32 protein-coding genes are annotated in these 24,638 nt (G+C 59.9%); 7 read left to right on the forward strand and 25 right to left on the reverse strand.

Annotated elements, in window-relative coordinates:
* The first annotated feature begins 73 nt into the window (after nt 1–73).
* The 3 genes from FJ430_RS23770 (at nt 74) to FJ430_RS23780 (ending at nt 1,189) form a co-directional block, all read left to right on the forward strand.
* Nucleotides 74–262 (forward strand): type II toxin-antitoxin system HicA family toxin, encoded by a 189-nt coding sequence (locus tag FJ430_RS23770; protein ID WP_140710766.1) that lies wholly within the window; start codon nt 74–76, stop codon nt 260–262.
* Nucleotides 263–266: 4 nt separating this feature from the next.
* Nucleotides 267–668, forward strand: coding sequence for a type II toxin-antitoxin system HicB family antitoxin (locus tag FJ430_RS23775; protein WP_140710768.1), 402 nt, complete (start codon nt 267–269; stop codon nt 666–668).
* A gap of 203 nt (nt 669–871) precedes the next feature.
* Complete coding sequence (locus tag FJ430_RS23780; RefSeq protein WP_140536753.1) at nt 872–1,189, forward strand: YMGG-like glycine zipper-containing protein; 318 nt, start codon at nt 872–874, stop codon at nt 1,187–1,189.
* Between the two features lie 37 nt (nt 1,190–1,226).
* On the opposite strand, the gene FJ430_RS23785 is transcribed toward FJ430_RS23780, so the two are convergent.
* Genes FJ430_RS23785 through FJ430_RS23795 form a run of 3 tightly spaced genes read right to left on the reverse strand, consistent with a single transcriptional unit; the run spans nt 1,227 to nt 2,731 of the window.
* Complete coding sequence (locus tag FJ430_RS23785; protein WP_140710770.1) at nt 1,227–1,718, reverse strand: hypothetical protein; 492 nt, start codon at nt 1,716–1,718, stop codon at nt 1,227–1,229.
* Nucleotides 1,705–2,034 (reverse strand): STAS-like domain-containing protein, encoded by a 330-nt coding sequence (locus FJ430_RS23790; protein ID WP_181175585.1) that lies wholly within the window; start codon nt 2,032–2,034, stop codon nt 1,705–1,707. The genes FJ430_RS23785 and FJ430_RS23790 overlap by 14 nt, the downstream gene beginning before the upstream one ends.
* Complete coding sequence (locus tag FJ430_RS23795; RefSeq protein WP_181175586.1) at nt 2,021–2,731, reverse strand: hypothetical protein; 711 nt, start codon at nt 2,729–2,731, stop codon at nt 2,021–2,023. Before FJ430_RS23795 ends, FJ430_RS23790 begins: the two co-directional genes overlap by 14 nt.
* 644 nt (nt 2,732–3,375) lie before the next feature.
* Here FJ430_RS23795 and FJ430_RS23800 point away from each other — a divergent pair.
* Entirely contained in the window at nt 3,376–3,795 is a 420-nt protein-coding gene (locus tag FJ430_RS23800; RefSeq protein WP_140710774.1) for a hypothetical protein, read from the forward strand.
* Between the two features lie 318 nt (nt 3,796–4,113).
* Here the strand turns inward: FJ430_RS23800 and FJ430_RS23805 are convergent, their stop codons facing one another.
* The 9 genes from FJ430_RS23805 to FJ430_RS23845 all read right to left on the reverse strand — a co-directional run bounded on the left by FJ430_RS23805 (nt 4,114) and on the right by FJ430_RS23845 (nt 11,726).
* Nucleotides 4,114–4,305: a hypothetical protein gene (locus FJ430_RS23805; protein WP_140710776.1), complete on the reverse strand. Its 192-nt coding sequence runs from the start codon at nt 4,303–4,305 to the stop codon at nt 4,114–4,116.
* Nucleotides 4,306–4,307: 2 nt separating this feature from the next.
* A complete protein-coding gene (locus FJ430_RS23810) occupies nt 4,308–4,697 on the reverse strand; it encodes an SMI1/KNR4 family protein (RefSeq protein WP_140659358.1) in 390 nt (129 codons plus the stop codon).
* A 172-nt stretch (nt 4,698–4,869) separates the two neighbouring features.
* Nucleotides 4,870–5,346, reverse strand: coding sequence for a hypothetical protein (locus tag FJ430_RS23815; protein WP_140659359.1), 477 nt, complete (start codon nt 5,344–5,346; stop codon nt 4,870–4,872).
* A gap of 36 nt (nt 5,347–5,382) precedes the next feature.
* On the reverse strand, nt 5,383–5,670 hold the full coding sequence (locus FJ430_RS23820; RefSeq protein ID WP_140659360.1) for a hypothetical protein: 288 nt from the start codon (nt 5,668–5,670) through the stop codon (nt 5,383–5,385).
* Nucleotides 5,671–5,937: 267 nt separating this feature from the next.
* The gene (locus FJ430_RS23825; RefSeq protein WP_226891868.1) at nt 5,938–6,492 is read right to left on the reverse strand and encodes a T6SS immunity protein Tdi1 domain-containing protein; all 555 of its coding nucleotides are present in this window, start codon (nt 6,490–6,492) and stop codon (nt 5,938–5,940) included.
* A 56-nt stretch (nt 6,493–6,548) separates the two neighbouring features.
* Nucleotides 6,549–8,288 (reverse strand): hypothetical protein, encoded by a 1,740-nt coding sequence (locus FJ430_RS23830; protein WP_140710778.1) that lies wholly within the window; start codon nt 8,286–8,288, stop codon nt 6,549–6,551.
* Nucleotides 8,285–9,229, reverse strand: a complete 945-nt coding sequence (locus FJ430_RS23835; protein WP_181175588.1) for a hypothetical protein — start codon at nt 9,227–9,229, stop codon at nt 8,285–8,287. The genes FJ430_RS23830 and FJ430_RS23835 overlap by 4 nt, the downstream gene beginning before the upstream one ends.
* 359 nt (nt 9,230–9,588) lie before the next feature.
* On the reverse strand, nt 9,589–9,912 hold the full coding sequence (locus FJ430_RS23840; RefSeq protein WP_140710781.1) for a hypothetical protein: 324 nt from the start codon (nt 9,910–9,912) through the stop codon (nt 9,589–9,591).
* Nucleotides 9,909–11,726, reverse strand: coding sequence for a portal protein (locus FJ430_RS23845; protein WP_226891869.1), 1,818 nt, complete (start codon nt 11,724–11,726; stop codon nt 9,909–9,911). The genes FJ430_RS23840 and FJ430_RS23845 overlap by 4 nt, the downstream gene beginning before the upstream one ends.
* Nucleotides 11,727–12,002: 276 nt before the next feature.
* On the opposite strand from FJ430_RS23845, the gene FJ430_RS23850 reads away from it, so the two are divergent.
* Nucleotides 12,003–12,617, forward strand: coding sequence for a methyltransferase domain-containing protein (locus tag FJ430_RS23850; protein ID WP_140710783.1), 615 nt, complete (start codon nt 12,003–12,005; stop codon nt 12,615–12,617).
* 81 nt (nt 12,618–12,698) lie between these two features.
* Entirely contained in the window at nt 12,699–12,845 is a 147-nt protein-coding gene (locus FJ430_RS23855; protein ID WP_181175589.1) for a hypothetical protein, read from the forward strand.
* Between the two features lie 121 nt (nt 12,846–12,966).
* On the opposite strand, the gene FJ430_RS31645 is transcribed toward FJ430_RS23855, so the two are convergent.
* The 6 genes from FJ430_RS31645 to FJ430_RS23880 all read right to left on the reverse strand — a co-directional run bounded on the left by FJ430_RS31645 (nt 12,967) and on the right by FJ430_RS23880 (nt 17,817).
* A complete protein-coding gene (locus tag FJ430_RS31645) occupies nt 12,967–13,092 on the reverse strand; it encodes a hypothetical protein (RefSeq protein WP_264296026.1) in 126 nt (41 codons plus the stop codon).
* Entirely contained in the window at nt 13,061–13,645 is a 585-nt protein-coding gene (locus FJ430_RS23860; RefSeq protein WP_140710785.1) for a hypothetical protein, read from the reverse strand. Before FJ430_RS23860 ends, FJ430_RS31645 begins: the two co-directional genes overlap by 32 nt.
* Nucleotides 13,646–14,407: 762 nt before the next feature.
* The gene (locus tag FJ430_RS23865; protein ID WP_140710787.1) at nt 14,408–14,722 is read right to left on the reverse strand and encodes a hypothetical protein; all 315 of its coding nucleotides are present in this window, start codon (nt 14,720–14,722) and stop codon (nt 14,408–14,410) included.
* Between the two features lie 8 nt (nt 14,723–14,730).
* Entirely contained in the window at nt 14,731–15,012 is a 282-nt protein-coding gene (locus FJ430_RS23870; protein ID WP_140710789.1) for a hypothetical protein, read from the reverse strand.
* Nucleotides 15,012–17,069 carry an HNH endonuclease gene (locus FJ430_RS23875; protein ID WP_140710791.1) on the reverse strand — a complete coding sequence of 686 codons (2,058 nt, stop codon included), beginning with the start codon at nt 17,067–17,069 and terminating at the stop codon, nt 15,012–15,014. The genes FJ430_RS23870 and FJ430_RS23875 overlap by 1 nt, the downstream gene beginning before the upstream one ends.
* The gene (locus FJ430_RS23880; RefSeq protein WP_181175590.1) at nt 17,059–17,817 is read right to left on the reverse strand and encodes a hypothetical protein; all 759 of its coding nucleotides are present in this window, start codon (nt 17,815–17,817) and stop codon (nt 17,059–17,061) included. Before FJ430_RS23880 ends, FJ430_RS23875 begins: the two co-directional genes overlap by 11 nt.
* Before the next feature lie 457 nt (nt 17,818–18,274).
* Here FJ430_RS23880 and FJ430_RS23885 point away from each other — a divergent pair, with 457 nt between their 5' ends.
* Nucleotides 18,275–19,366 (forward strand): ISAs1 family transposase, encoded by a 1,092-nt coding sequence (locus tag FJ430_RS23885; RefSeq protein WP_226891871.1) that lies wholly within the window; start codon nt 18,275–18,277, stop codon nt 19,364–19,366.
* A gap of 38 nt (nt 19,367–19,404) precedes the next feature.
* On the opposite strand, the gene FJ430_RS23890 is transcribed toward FJ430_RS23885, so the two are convergent.
* The 7 genes from FJ430_RS23890 to FJ430_RS23920 all read right to left on the reverse strand — a co-directional run bounded on the left by FJ430_RS23890 (nt 19,405) and on the right by FJ430_RS23920 (nt 24,502).
* Complete coding sequence (locus tag FJ430_RS23890) at nt 19,405–20,160, reverse strand: terminase large subunit domain-containing protein (protein ID WP_140710156.1); 756 nt, start codon at nt 20,158–20,160, stop codon at nt 19,405–19,407.
* A 180-nt stretch (nt 20,161–20,340) separates the two neighbouring features.
* On the reverse strand, nt 20,341–21,342 hold the full coding sequence (locus FJ430_RS23895) for a bestrophin family protein (protein WP_140710154.1): 1,002 nt from the start codon (nt 21,340–21,342) through the stop codon (nt 20,341–20,343).
* 235 nt (nt 21,343–21,577) lie between these two features.
* The gene (locus FJ430_RS23900) at nt 21,578–21,931 is read right to left on the reverse strand and encodes a hypothetical protein (RefSeq protein WP_140710152.1); all 354 of its coding nucleotides are present in this window, start codon (nt 21,929–21,931) and stop codon (nt 21,578–21,580) included.
* Nucleotides 21,932–22,421: 490 nt separating this feature from the next.
* A complete protein-coding gene (locus FJ430_RS23905; protein WP_140710150.1) occupies nt 22,422–22,646 on the reverse strand; it encodes a hypothetical protein in 225 nt (74 codons plus the stop codon).
* A 139-nt stretch (nt 22,647–22,785) separates the two neighbouring features.
* Nucleotides 22,786–23,367 (reverse strand): hypothetical protein, encoded by a 582-nt coding sequence (locus FJ430_RS23910; protein WP_140710148.1) that lies wholly within the window; start codon nt 23,365–23,367, stop codon nt 22,786–22,788.
* 38 nt (nt 23,368–23,405) lie between these two features.
* Nucleotides 23,406–23,732, reverse strand: a complete 327-nt coding sequence (locus FJ430_RS23915; protein ID WP_140710146.1) for a hypothetical protein — start codon at nt 23,730–23,732, stop codon at nt 23,406–23,408.
* Complete coding sequence (locus FJ430_RS23920) at nt 23,732–24,502, reverse strand: TIGR04255 family protein (RefSeq protein WP_140710144.1); 771 nt, start codon at nt 24,500–24,502, stop codon at nt 23,732–23,734. The genes FJ430_RS23915 and FJ430_RS23920 overlap by 1 nt, the downstream gene beginning before the upstream one ends.
* Between the last annotated feature and the right edge of the window lie 136 nt (nt 24,503–24,638).

The following is a 24,638-nucleotide window of genomic DNA, read 5'->3' on the forward strand; positions in this document are numbered from 1 at the left end:
GACAGCGAAGGCTGGACACTATTGGCGGTCAGATTATGGACGCGCCCTTGAATTATGTGTATTAATACACAACATGAAAAGCGCCGATGTCATCGACAAGTTGCTGGCCGATGGCTGGTTCGAGGTGGCTCGCAAGGGCAGTCACGCCCAGTTCAAGCACCGCACTAAACCGGGTCGAGTGACGGTGCCGCATCCCAAACGTGACATCCCGATCGGCACGTTGAAGTCTATCGAGAAACAATCCGGCCTGAAGCTGAGGTAGATATATGCGTCACTATATTGGACTGATCCACAAGGACGCGGACAGCGATTTCGGCGTCTCGTTCCCCGATTTCCCCGGCGTGGTCACGGCCGGGACAAGCCTCGACGAGGCACGCACGCTGGCCGAAGAGGCGCTTGCCTTCCATGTCGACGGTCTGGTCGAAGACGGTGAGGCCATTCCCGAGCCGTCATCGCTCGAGGACGTGATGGCCGACGAGGACAACCGTGCGGGCGTTGCCATCCTCGTCACGCTGAAGACGGAAGCGGCAAAGGTCGTGCGCGTCAACGTCACCATTCCGGAGGATGTTCTCGGCGAAATCGACCGCTACGCCGAACGTCACGGCTACAGCCGTTCCGGGTTTCTGACCGCTGCCGCCAGGGAAGCGATGCGTAACGAAGCGGCCTAGGAACTTCGCATTCTGATTCAGGCGGGAGCACCATCGTCCTGTTGAGGCTGATCTTTCCGGTTTGGAAACCATGGCGTTCAACCGCCGCGAAACCGTGATTCACTTCGTGAGCGGGCTCCGCCGCCGTTCCGCCGCAATGCGACCGCAGTTCAGCTCGGTTCGCCCCCGTCGTCAGTCCCTGGGGCTTCAGAGGAGTTCTAGTGATGATCATCAAGAAGGCTATTCTGGCGGTGCTGATGACTGCGGCACTTGCCGGCTGCGAGACGCAGACCGAAGGCCAGCAGCGGGCCACCACCGGCGCATTGCTGGGCGGCGCCGGCGGCGCGCTGGTCGGCCAGGCGATCGGCGGCAACACCAAGAGCACGGTGATCGGTGCCGCGAGCGGCGCTCTGCTCGGCGCCGTCGTCGGCTCGGCCACCACCCCGCAGCGCCGCGGCGACCAGCTCTGCCGCTACCAAGACCGTTACGGCCGCATCTACACCGCGCCCTGCGACGACCGGTATTACAACGGCGATTATTGAGGGCTGACGCCCGGCGGGGGCACGCCCCGCCGGCGTATCATGCCAGAAGGCCTCGCTTTAACCCTCGACGAGACTTTTTTGCGAGGTGAAGAAAGGACATGCCGTATTGATATACTGCAGCCAGTCGCTCTGGTGACGCCGCACGATCTGGTTCTCCAAATTCGTCGCCACCCACCACATCCATTATTTTTGTGAACATCACGTCACAATCGCGCTTGGCGTTCTCTTTGAACAAGTGAGCTATCAGCTCTAGTGCCAGCTGCTGGCGAGCGACAATTTTTGCTCTGAGGACTGGCTCTCGCGCGCCGAGTTCGACGCCAGTCGCTGTCCAGTATTCAGTCGCAAGATCCTGCATCTCTTCGACAATTTTCAAAAGAGTGGATAGATCCTCATCCCTTGCTGCCTCTAGCGCTTGGCTTTTGCGAACGAGACCCTTGACCAATTCAGCGATAAAATTGGCAATGAGCGCACCAGTCCCAGCTGCTATGAGTGTCTGCCCAAGAGATGCAACGACGTCAGTGCTGGGCATGCAACCGCTGGGCCCTCTCGACATACTGCCAAATCAGTCGAGTGTAGGAATCATATGCCGGAGTAGCAACTAAACGAATCCGACGCTTTATTTCCTCAGGGGCGTATCCCTCTCTTACCAATCCCCCGAAGGCCTCTTCCAAAAATGAAGGCGGGTAGCCGCTGGCGCCTTCTAATTCAATTACGGCAGTCTCATTCTTCTTGAAAAGTGGGACAAGAAACTCTTCTCTGAACTCCTGCCCGCTTCCCTTGCCGTTTCTCTTGTAGCGCCCACCCGGATAGGGTGTGAAGTCCCTCGCGATGCTAATCGTGCGCATGGGCGTGATCCCCGGAGCTTTCCATAAAAATGTCTGCCGGCATGCTCCATTCGATAAGTGTGCCGCCAATATGCGACGGCAAGCCGTGGCTGACAATCCGGTCATCATGGTGATGAACGATTTCAGCTTTTCCGCTTATGATGCGGAGAAAGCCTGAACCCGAACCGCGTACTACGTCTGCCATTCGCTGCAGTCCTAGACCTCTGTTGTTCAATCCGGTGCTCGTCCTGCCTACTTCGAACGCTGCCCTGAGCATGTGCGCGTCGTCGGAAATCAATCCAGCAGACCGCTCAGCGACGAACGCCAAAATACGTTCGTATAACGGCCCTTTAGGAAGGGTGAAGGGTATCCCTGCCCCTTGGTCAAAAATAAAGAACCGCAGTCGCATTTCCTTGATATCGAGGCAACTTGCTCCCCACCAACGGTGGCCCGCGTACGGGTGGGTCGGCTGGAAATCTGAAGGATAAGCGTGAGAGATCGCGTTTTCAGCAGCTTCCATCAATCCCTCAAACAGTTCCGGCTTTCTGGTAAACCCTTTCAGGGTCGCCGAGAAATGAGACTGCAATTCGTCAATTTTCTTACCGTCGAACCGGACTCCTGACTCCAATGGAGTGAGGGTATAATTTTCAAGGGCAGCGGAATCGCCGGAGACGGGATTTGCACCCAGAAGATCGAACACTCCCAGATCGGACAGCAAGTTCCTAACCGCCGGAGCCCATCGAGAGGAGTTCCGAGGCCTTAAGCGTACACGCTTAATCAACGACCATCGATGAAATTCGGCAGCTAAGACAATTGCTACGGGGACCGACAAGTTTTGCACCGGGACCAGATCCACGTAGACTCTTCTTCGGGCGTCTCCCGTCAAAAGGGTTGCATCTCGGAGACTATCAATGAACGACATCGTTTCACGAAAATTTTTGGCGAACGACAGGTTCTGAGGAGGCACTATCCGCAATTCGGCGGGCGTATAGTCTGTGGCTTGCCGGGCAACGGATCGCCGTGCAACGTGGCGACGCCAACGGCGCAAGGCTGCGCGATGGATGCTAGCAAGCTGCTCTTTGGTTATCCGCTTCATCGTCCCCCCGCTAACCACTCAATCGTGAGTAGGCAAAGGAGTCGAGTCGGACTAGCGCCAGACAGTGATTAAACCCGGATTCCGCGAACGTTGAGAGTATTGACCGGCGGCTGGGCAACGAAGCCTTTCTGAAGATTGGCTGCCCGGTCACCGTAATTCTGGCTCGGCCAGATTTGCCAAAGGGACGAAATCCGGTTGGACCCTTCGATAAAACCGGCTACAACCATTGCGGCGATCTTTTCAGAATACAATCATAGGAGGTATGATTGCGACCACTCGTTCTCGTCGCGGCGGCGGTGTTTGCCTTGCTATCCGGCGCAGCGCGATCCGACGACCTGGATCAGCCGGAAGCTCTGTCGAAAAGCTGCCCAAGGGGCGTGCTCTTCAAGGAGATCAGGTCAGGAATTGTTGTAACCGTTGTCCGACAGGGTCAAGGCAAAGCCGTCTTCACGGAGGACAAGCATCGCCTACAGGGAGCCACTGCCGCAGAGATTCTGACGAAGGAAGGCGAGCATGGCTTCATCTACGGTCCGATGCGTTCCTATATGTTCGCGGTGGACCCGGATGTCGTCAAGGATTTCGAATGGCGACCAGCTGAGACCGAATATCAAGCGTTCTATACCCTTCGGGACGATGACGGGAACGAAGCGCTACTAAATTTCGTCGATATCGGGTGCGCCCCTTAGCTGACGAGAACGAATAGTCGTGTTGAGCGAATACAGCCAATTTCAGATCAGCCTTTAATAGGAGCGCACCTATATTGATCTGCTCATGGCTCAGTTGGGTAATAATCGGCTGGCAGTTCAATGCTAAAATTGCCGGGTCGATATCCGTCCAGGTCGGGAGGCGTTCCATGTAAGTGCAGGCCGCGTTTTATGTTAAATTTTCGCAGCCACTTAAGAGCTGAGGGCGTATCGCCAAAGCGAAAGTGCATTGCCACCGTAATTGCGACGCCTGCGGCTGATAAATCAGCTTGGTGAGGACATCGGAAGCCTCAACGCCGCCTACTTCTCCGCTCGCGCCGCTTTACGCAAATCCCCGATAGTCCGATTCCAAAAGCGTACCAATTCAAAGTGCTCTTGCCTGGTCACCAAGATTTTATTCTCCGGGCTGATTGGATCACCACCAACGATAATGGGTGTAATCTCAAACAGCTCCATGCCCTTTCTGCGCGAATATTCCCTTTTGTCGCTCATTTTCATTCCGCCAGTCGAGAAAATAAGTCAGCTATGTTACGCGCCGTTTTCAAAGCTAACTTTCTGTTCATACCTACGAACGGAACGCGCACGATTGGCATATTTGGATCTTGAGTATCAAACCCATATGCTTCACCTCCTCCGTTAGACGCGAACAAGAGAATACCTGGTGCATATTTTTCTACCTCATATTCTCGGTTGAAGTCGGCCAATTCCTCAGCCTTAAAGAAAATAATGTAGTTATCGTGGACAAAACCTTCGCCCCCATTATGCTCTTTGAGGAAGTCGGTATAGTCCCTCGGTAACTCGAATCCGAAGTGTGCAGACAGTCCATCGACGACCGCGGATTCGGCCGGCGCGTCTAACTGCCCCTCGGTTAAGATATATCTCACTACTATCCTCCCAAGTGCTCAAGTAACTGATTCCACGATGACCTAGCTTGTTACCCGATGGACATCGCGAGGCAGGACGATCTTGTTGGCCGGGTCAATCGGCAATTGCGATGGCAGTGCACTTCCATTCCACTCGTCGACCAGCCCTTAGAACCAAGACGGCCAACATCGCTCAATCACCTTTGAGCTCTGGCAAAATCCTCTCGTCAAGGAATTTGAGGCGACCAGCCAGCATTTCCGCGTTGGCGGGACTTGCATCGACGTTGACTGGTATCAATTTTGCCACCGACTTTCCTTGCCGCGCCGCCTCGACCCATTCCTCGAGGGCACCAATGTAGCCATCAAGAGCTTCGAAAGGCGTGGCGGCGTCATCAGCAGGGATATATGTCGGCGGCACATCGCCAACGATCACCCAAATCCATCGGTTCACCTCGGGTCGCCCAGGCTCTATTTCAAAAAGAAAGACGTAGATTATTCCTTCGGCTCCATATCCAAAATATTCGCCCTTGATGGATAGGACCCAGTTATAGAACTTGAGATATTGACGGGCTTCGACCAGGGCGGAATCGAGGTCATCGTCTCCGGTGCTGACATCAGCAGGAGGCAAGCGCGTGACGCTGCTGAAATCTGGCTCTGGAACGTTGTCCATTGGCTAAAAGGATCGATTCGAGCGGTCCGAGTGCCGTCAGCTTGCAGGCTGGCTTTGCCGGCGGCGGCGGCCGCGAAGGAAATCCACAATCAGCCAGATCAACTGAGCAACAACGTAGAGTGGACTGCGAGACCAATCCGGCGCCCCGGTGTGCGAGTAGCCATATGCGGCGGCGACAACGGCGAGCGCGCCGCAAATGACATGCACCACCAACAGGCGCGGCACGCCGCCGTTCCAGCGCTTTGTGATCCAGAGCAACAAGCGGCTCAGCAAAAACGTCGGAACCAGAGCCCCGAGCAGCATCGCGGCAGAACCTGCACCCATATAGTCCCCCTTTGTACGTATAGTAAGTTCGAATTCCAGACCGCCGGTTCACCAGACACTACCAAAGACGAGAATGACCGTTGGCCCCTTACATTCCATGCCTTGCAATCTATAATTGCATTATAGATATATACAACTTCTCAGTTGCAAGCAAGCTGGCCGCGTTGAAAAAGGAGGCAGCCCTGGATTTCTCATCACCCGCCCCGAACCGCGGCCGGTTGCGCAGGATTGGGTTGAGCTGCAGGGTCGAATTCAGCTTTCTCGAAGTCACCCACCTTTGACGTTTATGCGCGTCCCCGGGGGCAAGCCCCTCACCTTCGCGATGAGCTGAGCCGTGATATGCCAATAAACCTCCAGGTCCGTCAGTTCTAGATTTTCACGATCGTCTTTGCCGCCCAGGAAGAGCGGGACGTTATAGCCGATGCATTGGTTATAGGCAGGTTCGGCGCCGCCGTTGGCGCGCCATGTCGCATAAAAATTCGAAGCCAGCGCGGCATCCTGATACTCATCCAATTCGGTTTCATGAAAAGTCCGGACATTGGCCGGTATCTGAAGCGCTTCACCGGTCCCTGGTTCGAACATCACCACACCAGGCTCGCCTTCCTCGGTTCGTTTGGTGTCAATGGCGAATGTCCTGCCCAACCAATCGTATCCAAAACAGGTAATGCGCCCGGCAAATGCGGGGAAGCCCAAGATTATTCTGTTGCTCCACGCGGCCAAATCCTGGGCACGGACGATCCGGTAAAGGCCGTGGTTGAACGACACGCCACCGAAACTGGAAAGCAGTTCATTCAGGCTTGGCACGCCAGTGTCGATGTTCACGGAGTCAGGTCTGCGGCCTGCGTCTGGAGAAAAGCTTTGCCGAAACTTTGGAAACATCATCGATCTCCGATCGTTACCTTGCCAATTCTCGTCCCGTGAGGCAGATGCTTTATCTGATGGTATATCTGGGGACCCAAGCTACGGTTCACGCTTGAATCCAGCGGAGCCATGTTATGCGTCGCCTCGGCACCTCCCAATTGCAAATCGTGTACATGATCCACGTCATGGCCGATAGGCACTTCGTTTCCTTCGGCTTTGTACCTGACACTGGCTGACGTCGTCGCGCGAGTCGACGGAGTTACTATCTTCTCAACCGCGTTTAGAGCCGCGACTTTCAGGTCTGCCGCAAGTCGTTGCGCGTCCGTCCAATGCGGCATGTAAAACAGGTGTAACCCGGGACCATCGGAGGCGTTGGTTGCGCCTTCAGGACCAAGGGGGGCCTCGCCAGCGTCCCTTGGGAGGGTGGAATTTTCATTCGCCTTAGGGTCAGCCCGATAGGACGATGCGTCTGTTTCAACATCCGTGCCGAAAGAGGATTTTGCATCGATGGGCCGCCCGGCAATTTTGGCCACCACCTTTCGGCCAATCGCGCCAAGCCCTTCGGCAAGAGCATTCCCGCCCGCGCCCAAGAGCGCGCCGGAGCCCATTTCGCGCACGATATCCCGGCCGTTGAGCGCGGCATCCACGCCACCGAACATGGCGCCGTCGGCAGCCGCAGTAGTGCTTCTTGCCAAGAAACCAGGCAGCCCCTCAAGGGCTTCGGCTCCCAGCTTGCCCGTGAAGGTAAGGCCGGCGCTCTGAAAGCCGTGGCCGGAAGCGAAGGCACCGAGCAGATTTGCGGCTATCCCGGCTGAGCCGGCACGGTCGTTGGCGTCTTCGGTTTCAGCTTGTTCGGCTGCCTGCAGCTCGTCGTAGCTCTTGTCGGAGAAGAGCGAGTTCATGCCGGCGGAGAACTTGTCAGCCTGACCGAAAGTCGCGCCGTTGGCAATGAGCCTGACGGTGTCGTTCGCAGCTGCAAGCGGCTTTTGCCACCATGAGCCGGCGTCGAACCGTACCCGAGCGGGGTGCTCGGCCATCTGGAGCAAATTAACCTGGAGAGCTTTTTCCTGGGCTTCCAGCTCCGCGGGGGAAATCTTTGGATTGTCCGCCGCGTTCTGCCGGATGCGAGCCAAGGCAGATTGGAAGACCTGTCCGGCAAAGGTGAAGCGCGCCTCGGGGTTGCGTATTGCCTTTAGAGTCTCGCTCAGTTCGATGGTGCGCTGCTGCAATGGCACGCTCTCATCGACATATCTTGCGCCAAGGCTGTCTGAGAAATTCTGCGGGACGGCCAAGGTCCTGCTGAAACCGAGCCGCTTCTGGGCAGCCCAGACCCAGTTGATGGCGGCCTGAAATTCTTGCGGCGTCTTGACCTTGCTCCAGTCCGGAGCATCACCGGGAAACAGATTGCCGACATAAGCGACAGGATCGGCGTTGCGGGCCGCGATAATCAGTTGGGCGGCACCAGCCTTTACTTCGTAGCGTTCACTCACTTCCAATGAACTGCCGGGTCCAGGCCGCGAGTGCAGGAGCTCGGCATGGATCGCCTGGTTCGACGCCGCATGCATGTCGGAATAGGCCTTGGCGGCGCTGGTGGTAATGCGGAAATGCTCGAAACGGTTTGAGCCCTCGTCGGCGCCGTAGACGTTGACGAAGTCCTGCGCGGTCGGCTTTTCCCCCTCAGGATATTTGCCCGTGACAGCGATAACCGCCGGCGCGTTCTGCTCGGCGAGCATCACTCGCGCATTCGCGCCGATCATCTGGGCGCGGTGGCGTTGTTGGCCTGGGCTTTCAGCGCGGCGAGGTCGCCGGATTTCAGATAAGTGATGGCATCGAGCGGAATAGCTGTGTCGCTATCCGGCGACTGGCGTTCGCCGAACGCCTGCGCCACCATCTCGTCCGGCGTTTTTTGGCCTTTTACCGTCGCTTCCTTGCCCTGCGCTCCGGCACCAAGCTGCGTGCGCACAGTCTCGCCCATGCCGTCGCTTGCCACCGGGCCGGCGCTCAGCATCTCGGCGGCGCGGCGTGGGTCCTGGGCGATCAGCGCCTGCATCCGCGCCTTCGCCGTGCTGGCGCGCCAGTCGGCTTCGGCCTGCAGCCTAATCTGCGGGTCGAGGTCCATCTTGGCGAGGAGGTCGAGGCCGGCCTGTCGAGAGGCATCGAAGGCGGCGGTGTCGTTCGGGTCGCTTTGCGCGATGTTGCTGAACTCGGCGCTGTGGACCTCCGCCAGCTGATCCTGTTCATATTGCTTGCGGCGCTGATTTTGCTGCAGCGCCAGGCGTATCGCGCCCGCCTCCCGCAGCGCTTCCTTGCGGCTGGCAAAGCCGGGGCGCAGCTCGGGCGGCACCTGCTTCAGGAAATTGCCGAACAGCGTGTCGAACTGGCCGATCTTCACCAACTGGCCGGTGTACGGATCGACCTGGCCATACATGGTTTCGTGCAGGCCGGCGCCGTCGGCTGGGGAATTGGCCATGGCGTCGGCCTCGGCCCGGGCGAGCTCGCCGTTCAACCGGCGCGCGGCGATCTCGGTGTCGAAGGCCTGCTGCTGCGCCTTGCGCTGCTCGTAACGCTCGGCGGCTGCCTGCCACCTGTCGCCGAACTGCTGCATCGCCTCGCCGACCGGCGAGGTGTCCGGATACTGCACCGCGTTGCCAGTATCGAGCCGGCGCTCGCCGACGAACAGGGGGATGATGTGGACCATTGGCTGTTTCCTGCCGGGGGCGGTTCGAGAGGGCGCGCGGCGGCGAGCCGCCGGAGATGGCGGCCGGTTCGGCGGCGCGGACGGGGTGGGTTCGGCTGGAGCCTGAGTGGTGAAAGGAGCGAGGATGCTCGTCAGGGCGCGACGCGCGCGACAGCTGATCTCCCCCCTTGTGGGGGAGATGTCCGGCAGGACAGAGGGGGGCGCCGTAGAGTATCTACCTCGAGCGAGTCCGTATGGGATTCAACCAAGAATTCCGGCCAATGGTGTTGAGAAAACACGGCAAGGCCGGCGGGACAGCGCCCGCCTCTGCCCTGCCGGGCATCTCCCCCACGAGGGGGGAGATTGGCGGCTTCAGCGCCTCACCTCTCCTCCGCCCGCGCCGCTTTCTCCAGCGCCGCTAGGTCGGCGTCTTCCAGCGTGAGAAACCCCATGATGTGCTGCACCACTTCGGCGCGCGCGTTGCTCAGCGCGCTGTGCAGTTCGAAGCCTTCGGGAGTCTTGGTGCGCGCCAGCCAATCGCCGTAGGACGGGCGTCGGTAGTAGCCTGTCGCGGCGGTAAGGTCGGCGAGCACCAGCTCTCCGTCCTCGCCCGAGAAGACGCGGCGATAGGCCTTGGCCAGCGCCTCTCGCGCGGCGAGCGGACCGCCGGCGTCGGAGGGGCGGGCGAAGCGTTTGCGGCTCATGCGCCACCATTGGCGCCGCCGCCCGCGGAGCCGGCGCCCTGCCCACCCGGCATCGCGCCTTGCGCGCCGCCGGCCGGAGCGCCAGCTGCGCCACCGCCAGCCTGGGCGCCCTGCATCATCGTCTGCAGGCTGTCGAGCAGGCCGCTGTCGCGCGCCTGGACGGCCGCCGGCACCGCGTCCTTCGCCACCTTGCCGGCGGTGGCGATCGCCGCCATCCCGGCCTGCGCCTGTTGCGCTTGGGCTCTCGCTCCGCGCAGACCTTCCACCTCGTCCTTGCGCCGGAAAATGCGCTGCGGACTGCGGCCGGCGCTCTGCACGACGCGGATCGCCTCGTCGCCGTCGATATTGTCCATGATGCCGGGATCGAACTGCGCCATCTGCATGGCGGTGGTCACCACCTGGATAGTATCGCGGGCTTCGGCCGAGCGGCGCAGCACGTCGAGCGGGCCGGTGAAGGTCGGCCGCACCGCTTTGCCCGCCAGACTGTCCGGCGGGCGGAAGCGGCTGTCCTGGTCGTAGAGGCCCTTGTCCTCGAGGATCGACAGCTCGCGGTCGAGATTGGCGGCAAAGCCGGCCTGGATGATTGAGCCCGAGGGCCCAAGCAGCGCGCCCTTCTCCTCCTGCCTTATCAGCGCCTCGGTCGCGGTCATCTGTGGGTTCTGCACCAGCGTCTGGAACAGATTGACGAACATCATGTCGCGGATCTCTTCCGCGCGGCTCGCCGCATAGTCGAAGGCATAGCTCGGGTTCTGGCCGGTGGCGATCGGCTGGATCAGCGGCCGGCCATTGTCGTCGATCAGGCCCGGATAGTTTTCGCCGGGATTGAGCACCGGCACATAATCGAGCCTGGCCTTGGACGCGGTCGGCGGATCGGTGATCTGCTGCAGCGCGCGCAGGCCCGAGCGGCGCACGGCATTCTCCTCGCGGACCGTGGTCAGCGCCTCGATCGCCGGCGAAATGCCATAGGCGTCGCCCTCGTAGCGGCGCCAGTTGAAGGTCGAGACCGGGAAAGTGCGGAAGCCGCTCTCCTTGACGATCTCCTCCTCGTCCTCGATGACGTGGTAGGAGGCGAAGGCCTGGTCGAGATATTGGTAGGAGCCGCCCTTGCGGTACATACGGCGCTCGTCGCGCGGCTGGACGCATTGGATGAGCGAGATCTCCTCCTCGCATTTGGCGGGGTCGTCGACGAGCGCCTTGATGCGCGCCGGCAGTTTTTCATAGCCCAGAAGCTGCGCCGCCTGGCGCGCGGTGCGCTCGTAGCGGCGGTGAAAAATGTCGACCTGGCCCCAGCGGTTGCGCGACAGGTAGCCTTCGACCACGGGGATCGAGGCGTAGCGGATCGGCGTGCCGCCAAAACCTTCCTCGGCATAGAGATAGGCCGGGCCGTAGCGCACGACGTTCCTGAGGCAGGCTTGCGTCGCCGGCACGAAATTGGAGTTGGCGGAATAGCGCAACGCGAACAGGAAATCGCGCAAGGCTTCCGCCCATTCCTTCTCTTCGTCGGTCTCCTCGTCATTCATCTCGGCCGTGGTCAGCCCGTGCCATTTTTCGGACTGCGGGATGATCAGGCTCTCCAGGCCGGCGGCGAGCCGGTTGGCGGCGGAGTTGATGGTGTTGGCGTAGACGCGTGAGCCGCGCCGCTCCTGCCGCTCGGCCTGGCTGTCTGAGCGGCTGCTGCGGCGACCCGACCAGATATCGGGCGCATCCGGATCGCAGAACTCCGCCACCGCCTCCCAGACGGGTTCGTAAGTGGCGCGTTCGGTCTCGAGTTCGGCCTGTCGCGACAGGATATCGCGGGCGCGGGAATCGGTCATGGGAATCTCGCTTGTTTGGCGGGGCTGTTCCTCGCCCCCACGAGAGTGGGGAGAGGTGGCTCGGCGAAGCCGAGACGGAGAGGGGGACTGGCGCCGCGTTGCGTATGATGGAGAACGATTGAGCCTTATCCCGCGAAGCTGGCGCAGCCCCCTCTCGGCCGCCACGCGGCCACCTCTCCCCCGCCTCTGGCGAGGGCGAGGAAAAGATTGCGCTGTCATCTTTTGCGCACTTCTCGGTGCTACAGACCTGTCGCGGCGGGCAGGAGGAGGTCGAGAATGACAAGCCTTGCCGGCGCCTTGAAAAATCGCGGCAAACACGTCGTGAAGCGACTGCTTCGCTATGACAATCGCAACTGGCTGCGCATCCGCCAGATCGAAGCCTTCACGGTTTTCCTCGAAGCGGCCCACCGCAAGTCGCGCGACGTGATCGAGATCTCACCGGGCTGGAACCGCTACTGGCGGGCGTTGTGTCCGGACTACCGCTCGGTCGATTTCCCGGGCTTCGACATCTGCCGGGATCGCACCGAGGAGCAATATTCCATTGTCATCGCCGACCAGGTGCTGGAGCATGTGCAGCGCCCGCAGGCGGCGGTGGCCAACATCCATGCCATGGTGAAGCCCGGCGGCTGGGCTATGGTGGCGACGCCCTTCCTGTTTCGCGTGCATGCCCGCCCGCACGACTACAACCGCTGGACGCCCGCGGGGCTGAAGCAGCTGATGGTCGAAGGCGGCTTTGGTGAAGACGACGTGCAGGCCTTCGGCTGGGGCAACAAGGCCTGCGCCAAGGCTCATATCGGCGGCCCGGTGCGGGCTTATGGGGTGTGGCGGGACTTGAGCAACGACGAGGAATACCCGCTGATGGTCTGGGCGTTCGCGAGGAAGGGGGCGTGATCTCGCTATCAGGCGTGAATTGTATTCTGTATTGCTAAATTCGATGCTACTAATATCCATGCGGCTACCGGGGATCGCCACATGGATTTCGTCGAGCATATTTTCGCCGGCATCTGGGGCGCCGGCGTGCTTGCTGCGATCTGGTACGCTTGGACGCGGCCTTCGCCACCCGCCACCAAAAAAAGCGAGGATCGGGATTTGCGCGAGTGGCTCGACGACCAACTGTAGTGCTCCCTTCCTCCTGGAAGAAGGTTGCTAGCCCCTGCGCTTCACCAACCGCGCATGCCGCCTCCAGTACCACCAGTCCAGCACGCGTCGGCGGAAGCTTCGTTTCATCGCCGTCATAACGTCATACTCCCAGCAGCACGCGGCGCCGGCCGGCGACGTCGCTCGGCGCAAGGTCGGTCTTGACGGTGGAGAGCGTGCCCTGGCGCTGCTCGAGCTCAGAGCGAAGTGCTGCTTCCCGCGCCTGCACGTCCTTGTCCTGCGCGGTCGGCACCGGCGGCAGCGGCTTCAGTTCCGGTGGTTTTTGAAAGAGACACATGGTTCCTGCTTTCCCCGAGGTTAGAGGTTCTTATCCAGTCATAGAGGAAGAAATCTTCGCCGTTCCTGCCGTAACCCGGCAGGCGGCAGCGTTGCGTGGCGCCAAGCCTGTCCAGCCAGCGCAAGGCAAGATCGTTCTCGGCAAGCGCCCTCGCCTCGACCCGCCAGGCGCCCCTGGCTGCGACCTGGGGCCCGAGCACGGTATGGAAGAAGCGCGTAATCTCGGGCACGCAGCGCCTCATGCGGCGCGTGCCCCAGCTCCAGGCGATCCACAGGCCGCCGCGCTGCTCGGCCGCGCCGAACCCGGCCTCCGGATTGCCGTCGAACTCGGCGACATAGGCAAAGCCCTGAAGTGCTGTCAGCGCCAGCAGCGCCGGCGACCAATGATCGAGCTGGCAGTCGATCTCGGTCCGGTCCTCGGGGCGCAGATTGGCGGCGATGTAGGAAAGGTCCCGCAGCGTGGCGGGAACGATGCGGATGGGCATGGACAGACTCCGGCCGGTCAGCAGCGAGGCCTGCCAGCGACGTGTTGGTCTAGAAACTCTGACGCCCTGGCCTCGGCGTATGTCTCGGAATTGTCCCCATGGTTATATGCCGGTGGCGCGCCTTGAGTTCTGGAACATTATTTTTCAGGCTGAGCTCTTTCACCACATCTTTGTCGAAATCATTTTCGTTTCTGATGGACGAATTATCCGACGTGGATCATAAGGAACGCCTCGTGATTGACAGACACTCCTTTATGGATCGGACTCGAGGGCCTTTTTTATTCAATCGATTCCTTTGTCTCGCGTTCGCTCTTTTGGCTACTTTGCCAACAAATCCGGCATACCCTTCCGAGGTGAAGGGCGAAAAATATTCGGTTCGATTTGTTGTCCGGATGACCGATGGGCAATATTTTAGCGGAAATTCTCAGTGCAGCAGAAGGTATTATTGTGACATCCGATTTGGAAAATCGTTCGAGCTCAGCATCGCCGACTATGGAAAATCGTACAATTTATCTATAATGGATTATGACATAAACTCTCTTCCATGCTGTTCCTTTCCCGCCGGAAAGCACAGCATAGAGTTTTCTAAAACAGAAAATTGCGTTAGCACTATATTTAACCAATCCGTTGCTGATGATTTAGTCTACAGGAGAGCGACGCAAATCGGAGAAATTTTCGTTATAATATCGGAAGATAAATGATATGCGCCCGCTCGCAATGTGCCGTTGGCAACCCAGGGAACCAGGAGCCGTTACCGTAAGCTCAACCGGCGAAGTTGTTGTCCACGAACATTTCCGCAAATTGCTGAGGCGTGAGCGTCACCTTGTTGTCCTGGGCGATTTTGAGGTTTTTCTTCCACATATCCCGGATTGCCTCCGGCATCGTGTCGGGCATGTGAAGAGCCTTGGCGATCGCATCTTCCCACCGTCCGTCGCCGCCATAGATGGCCTGCAACTTGGGAGCCATGGCGTTCAACGATTTTTCCGACTCCCGAGAGAGTTCTCCAATCGCCTTCAGCACATAGAGCTCAAGGAGCCTGAGCAGCGGCTTTCCTTCATAACGCTTGTCGGTCGCCATTTTCCCTCTCACGCGTCATAGGTGGCGTAATAAATCAGCCTGTCACAGATTGCTGACAGACTGGGCTTTTCCTTCTGCGACCCGATCCATCCCTCTGTGACCTCAATCGCAATGAATATTTCGATGAAATAGGTCAGACCCGCTTTGGCTGCCGCCTTTGGCGGCACCATAGTATCGTCGGGCGCGGTCGCAACCATTGCATCGGAATCTTCCGTCCAAGGCTCAGATACATAAATCGTGTCCTCTTCATCAAAATCCGACAACCTCCCAACGACATCCAGTAACTTCATTATTTTCCCCATATGGAAAATCCTCCTCGGCGATCCGGATGAAGGGTTTTCTGGAAGATAGTGCCAAGATCGTGTTGGTATCTAGGAACGAGTTGCATCACACCGGGTTCGTCGGCGTGATGCCATGTGTAGCCGGGAGGCGCAGTCCGGGGGACAAGCCCCCTCTTTGTCCGCTGAAGGCTAATCCCGCCTTCTCGCAGAATCTTTGCGAAATCCGGTTCCCTTTCCATGAGCACCAGCAGGGCTTCATTGGCTGCCTGGAAATGGTTCGGACGTGAGAAGCCAGGATACAATGCAGGATCGAGCTTTGTTTCAAATACCACACTATAGAACTGACCGGTCGGCGTCTTTGCTTCGCCACTTGCAGCTTCTGGTGCCGGCCCCAACCCGGGCTTGAATAGATCGTCTACTCCTTCGTTACGGTTAGCTACGTCTGGAAGAACTTCATCCGCCGACTTGGCGAGGTCACTACTATCATTTGGGATAAGAGCCTCAGCCCCTTCACCCAGTTCGTCCGACCATTTCAAAACCCTCGGTACTTTCTCGACCAAGGGGCTGGCGATTTTGCCAGCTTGTTTTAGGCCTATGAACGCCAGCCGATCGGCGGGGACCGCCCCTAGAGCATTGAGTGCTGCGTCGCCATAGTTGCCATAAAGTGCGGAAGTGAGAGCTTGGTCTCCCGCGAAAAGAGCGCCAATCGGCGTGATGTCGGCTACGGAAAGCCCCTCCTCACCACCGCCTTCAGAACCGACGAACGACCGCGCAATATTGCGCCACACGCTGTCCGGCTTAGTATCGCCGACCAAAAAGCCGCCAACCTTATCCCGAAGCGTAGGGATATAGTTTTCGACCTGGTTGGTGTTTACTAGACCGAGCTCAACCGCTTTCGGAACGTCGAGCATCATCCGGGGATCGACTATTGACTCGCGACGCGTCCGGTCTACCGCGCTTGTCTCTGTCCGGGCTGAACTTGTCGCCAGAAGATGACGTAGCATCGCCTCACGGTCAGCCGGGGTAGAGAGCGTACCGAAGAGGCTCGCCAATTTTGCCTCTTGGTCGGCAACGCCACCTGCGGCGGATTCGGGCAGAGCTTGAGTGGTCTCAAAATCCAGTTGGTCCTGGGCAGCCATCGGGCCGACGATCGTTGCTCCCGGCGTCTGCGCCTGTCCTCCAAGCAACCCAGCCCCGGCGAACTGCCGCGACATCGCCGTCTTGAGGGCCGGATCCGTCGTTCCGGCAAGCAGGCCGTTCATCCCGGCCCACCTGTCTTGCGGCGGTAGTGCGCCGAGGTCCTTCAGCACCGATTGCGGCACGGGCTGAGCGTTCTCCATGCCGAGATGGCGTTGTGTGGCGATGGTCAGGGCCAGTGCATTCTGGACCGCGGCAGGATCGCGCCAGCCCTGGTCGGCCGCCAAGTGCCAGGCCTCTTTCGCCTGCGGAAACGCCTTGATGGCCTCGCCGGCCGGATCGTTCTGCCTGGCTTCCAGCACGTGTTGGGCGGCAGCGGCGGCTACCCGATAGCGCGACTGGCCCTCCGGCGAATTCGCCGCGCCGACGGCTGCGTCCAGAAGCTGGCTGTTTATATCCCGAGCCGACATGACACGCATGTCGAAGGCCTGCTTGCCCATCTCCAGGCTCTGGTCGAATTTCGCCAGTTGCCGGCGGCCCTCCTCGACGCCGAAGACGTAGGCGAAGTCCTCGGGCTTGGGCATGACCCCGGCGTAGCTGCGGGTGTCCGCGAAAGCCTTCGGGGCGTTCTGAAAGGCCATCGAAATATTGGCGCGGGCACCGATCAGTTGGGAGGTCGCCGCCGCACGCGCACGCCGATAGAGCGCATCGGTGGCGTCCGGCGTGAGATCGGCAAGTACCGCTGCGACCGGCCGATCATTGTTCGCTAGGGCGTCGGCGGGCGGGTGCTTCTTCAGCGCCTGCTCCACCCTGTCATAGAGCGGGGCGAGTTCAGCGGTCTGGTCCTTGGCGCCGGCCTGTTCGCCAGTGTCGTTGGTTTGCTCCTCAGCGCCATCCAAGACCGTTCCGCTGTCGAGTTTACGATCCATCGTCTTGGCCCCTGTCGTTTTTGAATGTCTGGCCGCCGCCCGGCTGTGCCTGCTGAGCGATCCCGCCTCGCAACAGCTCCAGTGCGCCACGAGGATCCCGCGCAATCAGCGCCTCCACCCGTGCCGTTGCCGTGCTCTCGCGCCAGCCGGCTTCGGCCTGCAGCCTGCTCTCGGGATCGAGGTTCATCTTGCCGATGAGATCGAGGCCGGCATGGCGGGCGGCATCGAAAGCAGCGTGATCGTCCGGGTCGTTCTTCGCTATGGTGTCGAGCTCTTCGGCCTGGGCCGCCGCGAGCTGGTCCTGCTCATACTGGGCGCGGCGCTGATTTTGCTGCATCGCCATGCGCACCGAGCCTGCCTCTCGCAGGGCCGGCTTGCGGCTGGCAAGGCCGGCGCGCAGCTCGGGCGGCGCCTGCTTCAGGAAATTGTCGAATAGCGTGTCGAACCGGCCCTTCAGGACGACACGCCCGGTATACGGATCGACCTCGCCATACATGGCGTGGTGCAGGCCCTCGCCGTCGGCCGGCGCATTGGCCACGGTGTCGGCCTCGGCGCTCGCGATCTCGCCATACAGCCTGCGCGCGGCGATCTCGGTGTCGAAGGCCTGCTGCTGCGCCATGCGCCGTTCGTAGTGAGCGGCAACCTCCTGCCAGTAGGGATCGGACTGCCTAGCCGCCGAAGCGTTGGGCGTTCCATTGCCGGCATCGGGGCGGCGCTGATCGGTGAAGAGAGGAATGATGTGGACCATCAGCTTCTCCGGCATGGCTGGCTTTGGAAGAGGCGCGCGCACGCGATCGCGGCCGATCGCAGGCGCGGTGGCGTTCGCTGACTTGCTGGATTGAGGATTTTGGAGAGGCCGGGATTGGCGGCATTGCGGGTGGGCTAGAACCGCGCCTCGTAATCCAAGAGCGGAGCGACGGGCGCAGGCCTAGAATCCATGTCGCGACGCTAAAGCATTGGAACAGCTTCAGAATTCTGCACCGCCGCGCTCTACGGCAGGCGTCACGGCATCGGTCTCAATCCCTTCTCCCCGTTCACGGGGAGAAGGTGCCCGAAGGGCGGATGAGGGGCAGCGCCACTCTCTGAGACGCTGGCGCTGCCCCTCACCTGCCTGCCGGCATCCTCTCCCCGTAAACGGCAGGGGAATCGCATATGGCGTTTTTGGGGTTGAGTTTAGGCTGAGAAAGGATTCTTTGGAGAGGCAGTTGAGCGAAGGAGCGACTGCCATTTCCTGTCTTGAGAGCTACTTTGGCGCGGTGCCTGATCCCCGCGCGCCCAACGCCACGCACCGGCTTGGCGACCTGATCGTGATGATGATCGCGGCAAGCCTGTGCGGTGCCAGTAATGCGACGGAATTTGCCTTGTTCGCACAGGAGCGCAAGCAAGCGCTGTCGCGGCTGATCGACTATGACGCAGCCCCCAGCCACGACACTTTCTCGCGGCTGCTGCGCCTGCTCGACCCGGAGGCCTTCGGTCGCGCTTTTGCCGCCTTTGCCGCCGCTTTCGCCCGAGCCAGCCGAGAGACGCCCGAGGTGGTATCGCTTGACGGCAAGGTTTTGCGGCGGGCCTACGAGAAGGGCTTGGCAGCCAGTCCGCCGTTGACGGTGTCGGCCTTCGCGGCCGAGACCCGGCTGTGCCTGGCGGCAGTCTCGCCGAGTGATGGTGAGAACGAAGTCGAGGCCGCGCTCAAAGTCGTCGAACTCATTGATCTTACGGGCAGATTGGTCACCGCCGACGCGCTCCACTGTCATACCCGAATGGCTGCGGCCATTACCCAAAGAGGTGGCGATTACCTGCTTGCGCTGAAGGGCAACCGGCGTCATTGGCTGCGCCATGCCAACTTGAAACTGGCCGACGCGACCCCTTCCATTGCCGAGCGGACCGAGACCAGCCACGGCCGCAACGAATGGCGGCAAGCCGAGATCGTGGCGGCGGCCGAGCCGCTGATGCCTGGCCACCTGGCCTTCATCCGCATCACCAGCCGACGCGATCAGGCCAAGCCGTTGATGCGCCTGTTCATGGCCTCCACGCTCATGTCGCCTCAGCAGGCGCTCGACCTCACTAGAGCTCATTGGCAGATCGAGAACGGCCTGCATTGGATGCTCGATGTTCATCTTGATGAGGATCTCAGCCGTGCCCGCAAGGACAATGCTCCCGCCAACACAGCCCTTCTCAATCGCCTCGCTAGAAACATCCTTCAGGCCGCCGATGCTGCCAAAGTCCCCATCAGTCATCGCATCAAGAAATGCGCCTGGAACGACGACTATCTCATCAATGCGATCACTCATATGCGATAGCCCTGCCGTAAACGGGGCGAGGAAGGCAGTTCCAACGCCTACCGAAACGCCCCCAGCGGGTCGCTCTGTCCCGCCGGCCTTCTCGCCGCCTTGAATTCCGCCGGGTCGACGATCGCCTCGCGCAGCATCATTACGCCGTAGCGTGTCGCGGCCATGAGATCGTCACGCAGCTTCACCACTTGGCCGTTCTTTCGATGAAAAAGCCTGAATTCCTCAAACCATGCGTGAAGGGTGGAAAACACCTTGAAGCGGCCGGACTGCATGCGGTCGAGCATGTCCATCAGTCCGGCCTCGACCGAGACCGAGCCGTCGGGAAAGCGGGCGTGGCCGGTCAGCATGTTCAGCCCGTGGGCGGCATATTGTTTGGCCAAAGCCACGCCGGCACCTTCCAGCGTTTCGCGGCGGCCGTCGCGAGGCCAGGCGAAGGGCAGCCATTCGCCCCAGGCCCTCAGCGCCAGCGCCTGCATCGCCGGCGTCTGCTGGGAGGCGCGGTGAGCTTTCGTCACATAAACGACGTCGGCTTCGGTGTCCCAGGCAAGCTCGACCGCGGCCGACGGATGGTCCCAGCCGAAATCGAGCGCGCCGATGCGCGGCCACCAGCGCGGCAATTTGAAGGGCTCACAGGCGATCGTCTCTTCCGCCACCGGGAAGATGCGGCCGGAGCCCAGCACCGGAATGCCTTTGGCGCGTGCTTCGCGCTCGTGCTCGGGATAGGCCGCGACGATCTCGGCGCGCTGCCTGGGCGAATAATGTCCGGCATCGTCGATGGTCATGAAGGTAACGTGGCGGGACATGGCAACTCCACTTCCTCGCCCCGCGAGAGCGGGGAGAGGTGGCGCGGCGAAGCCGCGACGGAGAGGGGACGGCGCCGGCTTTCGACAGAAGAACGGGAGGCTAAACGCCCTACGAAGGCCCCTCTCCGGCCGCTGCGCGGCCACCTCTCCCCGCTCTCGCGGGGCGAGGAACTGGAGCCATCACGTCGCGATGTTGTTCACCGGCGCCAGCGGCGCTGGAAGCGTGGTCTCGCCAAGCCCCCGGCGCAGTTCGATCTCGATGTCGCGGCAGATTTGCGAGATCGGCACGTCGTTGGCGTTGCCTTCGAACGGATTGGCGCTGCTTTCGCCGACCAGGTCCAGCGACATGTAGACCCAGCCCAGCAGCGCGCTGAACGGGATGGTCAGCCAGATCGAGATCCAGCCGAGCACGCCGCCCAGCTTGGCCATATCGGCAAAGACCGGAACGACCCCGAAGGGCAGCAAGGTGCAGAAGATGATCATGAACATCGAGCTCACGATCGCGTATTGCCGGGGATAGGGATTGTTCTTGATGCGATCGCAACGGGCCTGCTGGTCCTGAAAGTCGCGTATCAGCTTGACCAGCTCGGAGTAGACCTGCGTCGGAACGGCTGAACTCTTCAGCAAGCCGTTGACCTCGGCCAATTGCCAGTCGAGAAGTTCTATCGCCGGCTGCGGCGATTTCAGCACGCTTTCGGCTTCCTCGCCCAGCAGCCTACGCAGTTCCTCGGCAAGCGACGTCTTATCCTCCTGGATGTGATAGCGGCGCCGCCGGAACTCGATGTTGGCTGCTTTCGCCAGCGATTCCCAAGGCATGGGCCGCCGCAGCGAAAAGCGCAGCGCCGTCAGCCACGCAAGATGGCGGTAGATCAGCTGCCGGGCGGCGGCAGCATCCATGAAATCGCGGCAGAAGCCGGACAGCATCCGGCTGCTGGCGGTGATCTGTGAAAAGGCCTGCAGGGCCTCGTTGGCGCGGGTGAAGACCTGCGAATTCTTGAACCCGGCGACCAGCGACACCGTGGTGCCGAGCACCAGCACGACCGACCATGGCACCGAGAACCCAGATGTCGCCGGAAGGCGGTAGGCGGTGATCGCCAACCCGCTCACCACTATCATGTAGATGACGCTGCGCCGCGACCAGAGCGCGAAGTCCAGCAACCGGTAAGAACGGCCTACATACATTCCCGAAATCCCTTACGGCATGCAAATCGCGCGACCGCGCATTCGCGCACCATAAGCGGTGGAAATCGTTTTGAAAGCTCCAGTTCCTCGCCCCCACGTGAGTGGGGAGAGGGGGCGGCGCCAACTTGGATGAACGGACACGGATCACTCGGAGATGCTGCCGCCCTGCGAAGGCCCCTCTCCGGCCGCTGCGCGGCCACCTCTCCCCCCGCTTCGCGCGGGGCGAGGAAAGCGTTCAGCCCTTGTAGCCTTCGTTGACGCAATCGTTCTTCCACGCCCAGTCGAAGTCGGCCTGCGACATGGGCGAGCCGAGGCCCGGTTCGACATAGGGGCCGGCACCGTCGATATAGACGATGAAGCGCGCTTCCTTGGTGAAGATGCCGACCTTGCTGATGACGACACCGCAGGTCTGGCCGGTCGCGCTGTCGCCAGTGAGATCGACATGCGAGAAGGTTGCCGCCGGATCGTTGATCAGGCCGCGCATCCTGGCTTCGGCCGCAGTGATCGCATCGGCGCGCCAGTCGCCGGCGGAGCCAGAGCAGGCCGAGAGCAGCACGCAGGCAAGAAGCAGGTTCGGGAGAGGTCGCATGTCGGCTCCGGATCGCGGCCGGAAGCTACTCGACCTTCGGTTGCTGCCAAAGCGGCATCGCAGATCATGGTTTCGGCGCGGTTTCGCAAAGCTCCAGTTCCTCGCCCACGCGAAGGGGGGAGAGGTGGCGCGGCGAAGCCGCGACGGAGAGGGGGACTGGCGCCGACCGGTCTCCGGCCGCTACGCGGCCACCCCTCGCTTCGCGCGGGGCGGAACCTTGGTCACGCGAGGCTCACCCCTTACCGATCCTCTCCACCTCCGCCGCGCTTAAAAACCGCAGCACCACGAGGCTATACGCCTGTCCGCTGAGGACAGGCGAGACCGCTCATCTTTACTTCAGCGAAGGCGGCAAGATCCTACTGCCGCTCGGCAAATCGACAAATGCGATGACAGGTCGGGAGATGCTTGAGCGGTTACTGTCGCTCTCCGATGACAACGATGGCACGCTTGCCAGCGCATCCAGAAGCTCAGGGAGGCAAGAAAATCCTGACTAGTTCACGCGAAGCATTCGGGTCTGGCATTCGATCTTGCCTTTCGGCGTGAAATCGATGGCCTTGCAGCCGCTCTCGAAGTGAACCAGGCCATATTTCATCAGCAGACCGATAGCATCCTGGTCACAATCGGCCGCCATGATGGCGCCATGCTTCCCGATGTTCGCAAGAAGTGCCTCAGCCGCTCGTTGCTTATTTGGATCCATGCTCACGATGAGACGCATTTCAGATCTCTTTCCGAATCATTGCATGAACCAAGTAGTTTGAAATCGGACACCGAGTTCGTCAACACATCTTCAACCTGATCCGCCGCTATGTCAGCGGCGATTAAGGAGCGGGGCCGGAAGCTGAACGAGACATAGCCTATTGTCGATCTAATGCCTCGCCGAAGCGTGTGAAGTGGATGGAAACCTTCATCAGAAAAACGTAGAAGCCGTAGGTGTTGAGCCGAAAAAGCCGCTCGCGGTCTTTATAGTTCACAAAAACACTCAGGGGCTGGGACGAGATATCGTCAAACCGGACCACGGCCTCGGGAGTCCGCTTCGAGGCGGGGAGATAGAACAAGTCGGTCTTCTGTTGGGTCCTGATCGCATCGAGGTGGCCCGACACCTTATCACTGCTGAGTCCTCTCAGTCGCGCGGCATAGTCATCAAGGGCAATTATAGGCGCGAAGATAATGTTACGGTTGCTGATACTCCGGTTTTGTGGGTCGATATCGCAGCTATTCGAAATTACGATGCCACCCAACTCGATCCGCGTACCAGATTGGAAGTCGATCTTTATGAATCCGTTCCAGCCATCACCTTGAAGAGGTTCTGCGGGGCCATCCCAAGAAGTCGCAAAAAAATTGCGGTCGTTTGGATACCCTTCAATTCGCTTTCGCAGTTCGTCCTTGCTGGCATGGCTCAGATAATAGGGGAATACCTTTGCCAGTTCGTCTGGCAATAGCCCGGATTCGTAGAAGAAGTCGGTTGGATAGCCATTCAGAACAGTCGATAGAGTGCTGCCCTGTCTTCGTAGAGTGCTGGCAGATATTCGTCTTCGACGTCACTTTGCGACGCAGCGATCCTTTTGAAAAGCGCATGTAGGTCTGACGCGAGTTGGGCGTCACTATCAGGCTCGCGAATGGAAAGCGCTGAGACTTCGCTCGACAAAGCGCTCTTTGGGTGAGAAACAACGAACTGCGGTGTCGCCGCATGGGGAGTAGCCGCAGTCATGGGAAGTGTCGCCAACATTGCCAGCAAAGCCGCCGCGCGCTGCGAACTCATGGTCGAGCTGGTATCGCGCAACCGAGGATTGATATGGAGCATCACTTAGCCTCCCACCGTGGTCCAAATGCCTTCAGAGTCGCGTCGTTTATCATTGAAAAGAAAACTCGCTTCTCCTGAGTGTGTATCTCCTCAATTACCCCGGAGTAATCGCTGAGAAAATTATCAAATACTCCCGTATGCAAGCAGTCGATGTCGAGCATAATTCCGTCCATCGACTCAACCGAATCGCCGTTGCGAACCTCTATGTTTGCGCTGCTGAACAATTGAATAATCGCAAGAAGGCCGTCTGCAAGAGGCGTTTCAACTCTAAGATGGAAACCATTTTCGGCAATTGGGAACTTCCCGACATCGCCTGTGATATTCAATGCATCAAAGACGTTAGACGGGACACCTTCGCCCTGCAATACGTTGATGTATCGGAGCGAGCAGCGTTCGATTTTCGAAACTATGCCGGTCTCGCGGATAGTGTCGAGGGCCTCGGATATGAGGGCCTTGAACTCTTTCCATCCCGGGTAAGGCTTCACCACCTCGACTGTGAGGGAGCGCTCGGCGAAGTTAAGACTTTTGCGATCGCCCTGTAGCGACTTCACAGCCTGATATTCGCTATTCGGCAATTGGCTTCTTATTGCCAGGGGAATTTCGCCGGCAGGCAGAGTAACTGCCTTGGAGTAGCGCTTGTTCAACCGGCGAAACATCAGCCCGGGCAACAAATCCGAGACGCCGCTCGCCAACGGTGTAGAAAAGCGAATCTCAAAGATCGCATTGCCAATAGGATCTCTGTCGAGAGCAACAGGGAGCTTTATCGTCATCGGCTTGCCCCAGCGCTGCGATTCAACATTTTCCGAAGTGACAAGAGGCCAACACGAACAAGAAGGTCAATCCCTAATTTTTGGGCCGAAGGTCGTTCCACACGATTTCATGTCATGCTTTTCAGAGCGATCGCCA

The sequence above is a fragment of the Mesorhizobium sp. B2-8-5 genome, from assembly GCF_006440675.2.
Taxonomy (GTDB): Bacteria; Pseudomonadota; Alphaproteobacteria; order Rhizobiales; family Rhizobiaceae; genus Mesorhizobium.

What these genes read in the sequence shown, in the direction of transcription:
- FJ430_RS23820 (WP_140659360.1), bottom strand. Translation starts at nt 5,670, where the DNA reads ATGGGTGCAGGTTCTGCCGCGATGCTGCTCGGGGCTCTGGTTCCGACG.
- FJ430_RS23835 (WP_181175588.1), bottom strand. Translation starts at nt 9,229, where the DNA reads ATGGTCCACATCATCCCCCTGTTCGTCGGCGAGCGCCGGCTCGATACT.
- FJ430_RS23775 (WP_140710768.1), top strand. Translation starts at nt 267, where the DNA reads ATGCGTCACTATATTGGACTGATCCACAAGGACGCGGACAGCGATTTC.
- FJ430_RS23785 (WP_140710770.1), bottom strand. Translation starts at nt 1,718, where the DNA reads ATGCCCAGCACTGACGTCGTTGCATCTCTTGGGCAGACACTCATAGCA.
- FJ430_RS23895 (WP_140710154.1), bottom strand. Translation starts at nt 21,342, where the DNA reads ATGTATGTAGGCCGTTCTTACCGGTTGCTGGACTTCGCGCTCTGGTCG.
- FJ430_RS23840 (WP_140710781.1), bottom strand. Translation starts at nt 9,912, where the DNA reads ATGAGCCGCAAACGCTTCGCCCGCCCCTCCGACGCCGGCGGTCCGCTC.
- FJ430_RS23875 (WP_140710791.1), bottom strand. Translation starts at nt 17,069, where the DNA reads ATGGATCGTAAACTCGACAGCGGAACGGTCTTGGATGGCGCTGAGGAG.
- FJ430_RS23830 (WP_140710778.1), bottom strand. Translation starts at nt 8,288, where the DNA reads ATGATCGGCGCGAATGCGCGAGTGATGCTCGCCGAGCAGAACGCGCCG.
- FJ430_RS23850 (WP_140710783.1), top strand. Translation starts at nt 12,003, where the DNA reads ATGACAAGCCTTGCCGGCGCCTTGAAAAATCGCGGCAAACACGTCGTG.
- FJ430_RS23860 (WP_140710785.1), bottom strand. Translation starts at nt 13,645, where the DNA reads ATGCCCATCCGCATCGTTCCCGCCACGCTGCGGGACCTTTCCTACATC.
- FJ430_RS23845 (WP_226891869.1), bottom strand. Translation starts at nt 11,726, where the DNA reads ATGACCGATTCCCGCGCCCGCGATATCCTGTCGCGACAGGCCGAACTC.
- FJ430_RS23890 (WP_140710156.1), bottom strand. Translation starts at nt 20,160, where the DNA reads ATGTCCCGCCACGTTACCTTCATGACCATCGACGATGCCGGACATTAT.
- FJ430_RS23900 (WP_140710152.1), bottom strand. Translation starts at nt 21,931, where the DNA reads ATGCGACCTCTCCCGAACCTGCTTCTTGCCTGCGTGCTGCTCTCGGCC.
- FJ430_RS23780 (WP_140536753.1), top strand. Translation starts at nt 872, where the DNA reads ATGATCATCAAGAAGGCTATTCTGGCGGTGCTGATGACTGCGGCACTT.
- FJ430_RS23770 (WP_140710766.1), top strand. Translation starts at nt 74, where the DNA reads ATGAAAAGCGCCGATGTCATCGACAAGTTGCTGGCCGATGGCTGGTTC.
- FJ430_RS23790 (WP_181175585.1), bottom strand. Translation starts at nt 2,034, where the DNA reads ATGCGCACGATTAGCATCGCGAGGGACTTCACACCCTATCCGGGTGGG.
- FJ430_RS23870 (WP_140710789.1), bottom strand. Translation starts at nt 15,012, where the DNA reads ATGAAGTTACTGGATGTCGTTGGGAGGTTGTCGGATTTTGATGAAGAG.
- FJ430_RS23915 (WP_140710146.1), bottom strand. Translation starts at nt 23,732, where the DNA reads ATGCTCCATATCAATCCTCGGTTGCGCGATACCAGCTCGACCATGAGT.
- FJ430_RS23865 (WP_140710787.1), bottom strand. Translation starts at nt 14,722, where the DNA reads ATGGCGACCGACAAGCGTTATGAAGGAAAGCCGCTGCTCAGGCTCCTT.
- FJ430_RS23805 (WP_140710776.1), bottom strand. Translation starts at nt 4,305, where the DNA reads ATGAGCGACAAAAGGGAATATTCGCGCAGAAAGGGCATGGAGCTGTTT.
- FJ430_RS23905 (WP_140710150.1), bottom strand. Translation starts at nt 22,646, where the DNA reads ATGCGTCTCATCGTGAGCATGGATCCAAATAAGCAACGAGCGGCTGAG.
- FJ430_RS23815 (WP_140659359.1), bottom strand. Translation starts at nt 5,346, where the DNA reads ATGGACAACGTTCCAGAGCCAGATTTCAGCAGCGTCACGCGCTTGCCT.
- FJ430_RS23855 (WP_181175589.1), top strand. Translation starts at nt 12,699, where the DNA reads ATGGATTTCGTCGAGCATATTTTCGCCGGCATCTGGGGCGCCGGCGTG.
- FJ430_RS23920 (WP_140710144.1), bottom strand. Translation starts at nt 24,502, where the DNA reads ATGACGATAAAGCTCCCTGTTGCTCTCGACAGAGATCCTATTGGCAAT.
- FJ430_RS23880 (WP_181175590.1), bottom strand. Translation starts at nt 17,817, where the DNA reads ATGGTCCACATCATTCCTCTCTTCACCGATCAGCGCCGCCCCGATGCC.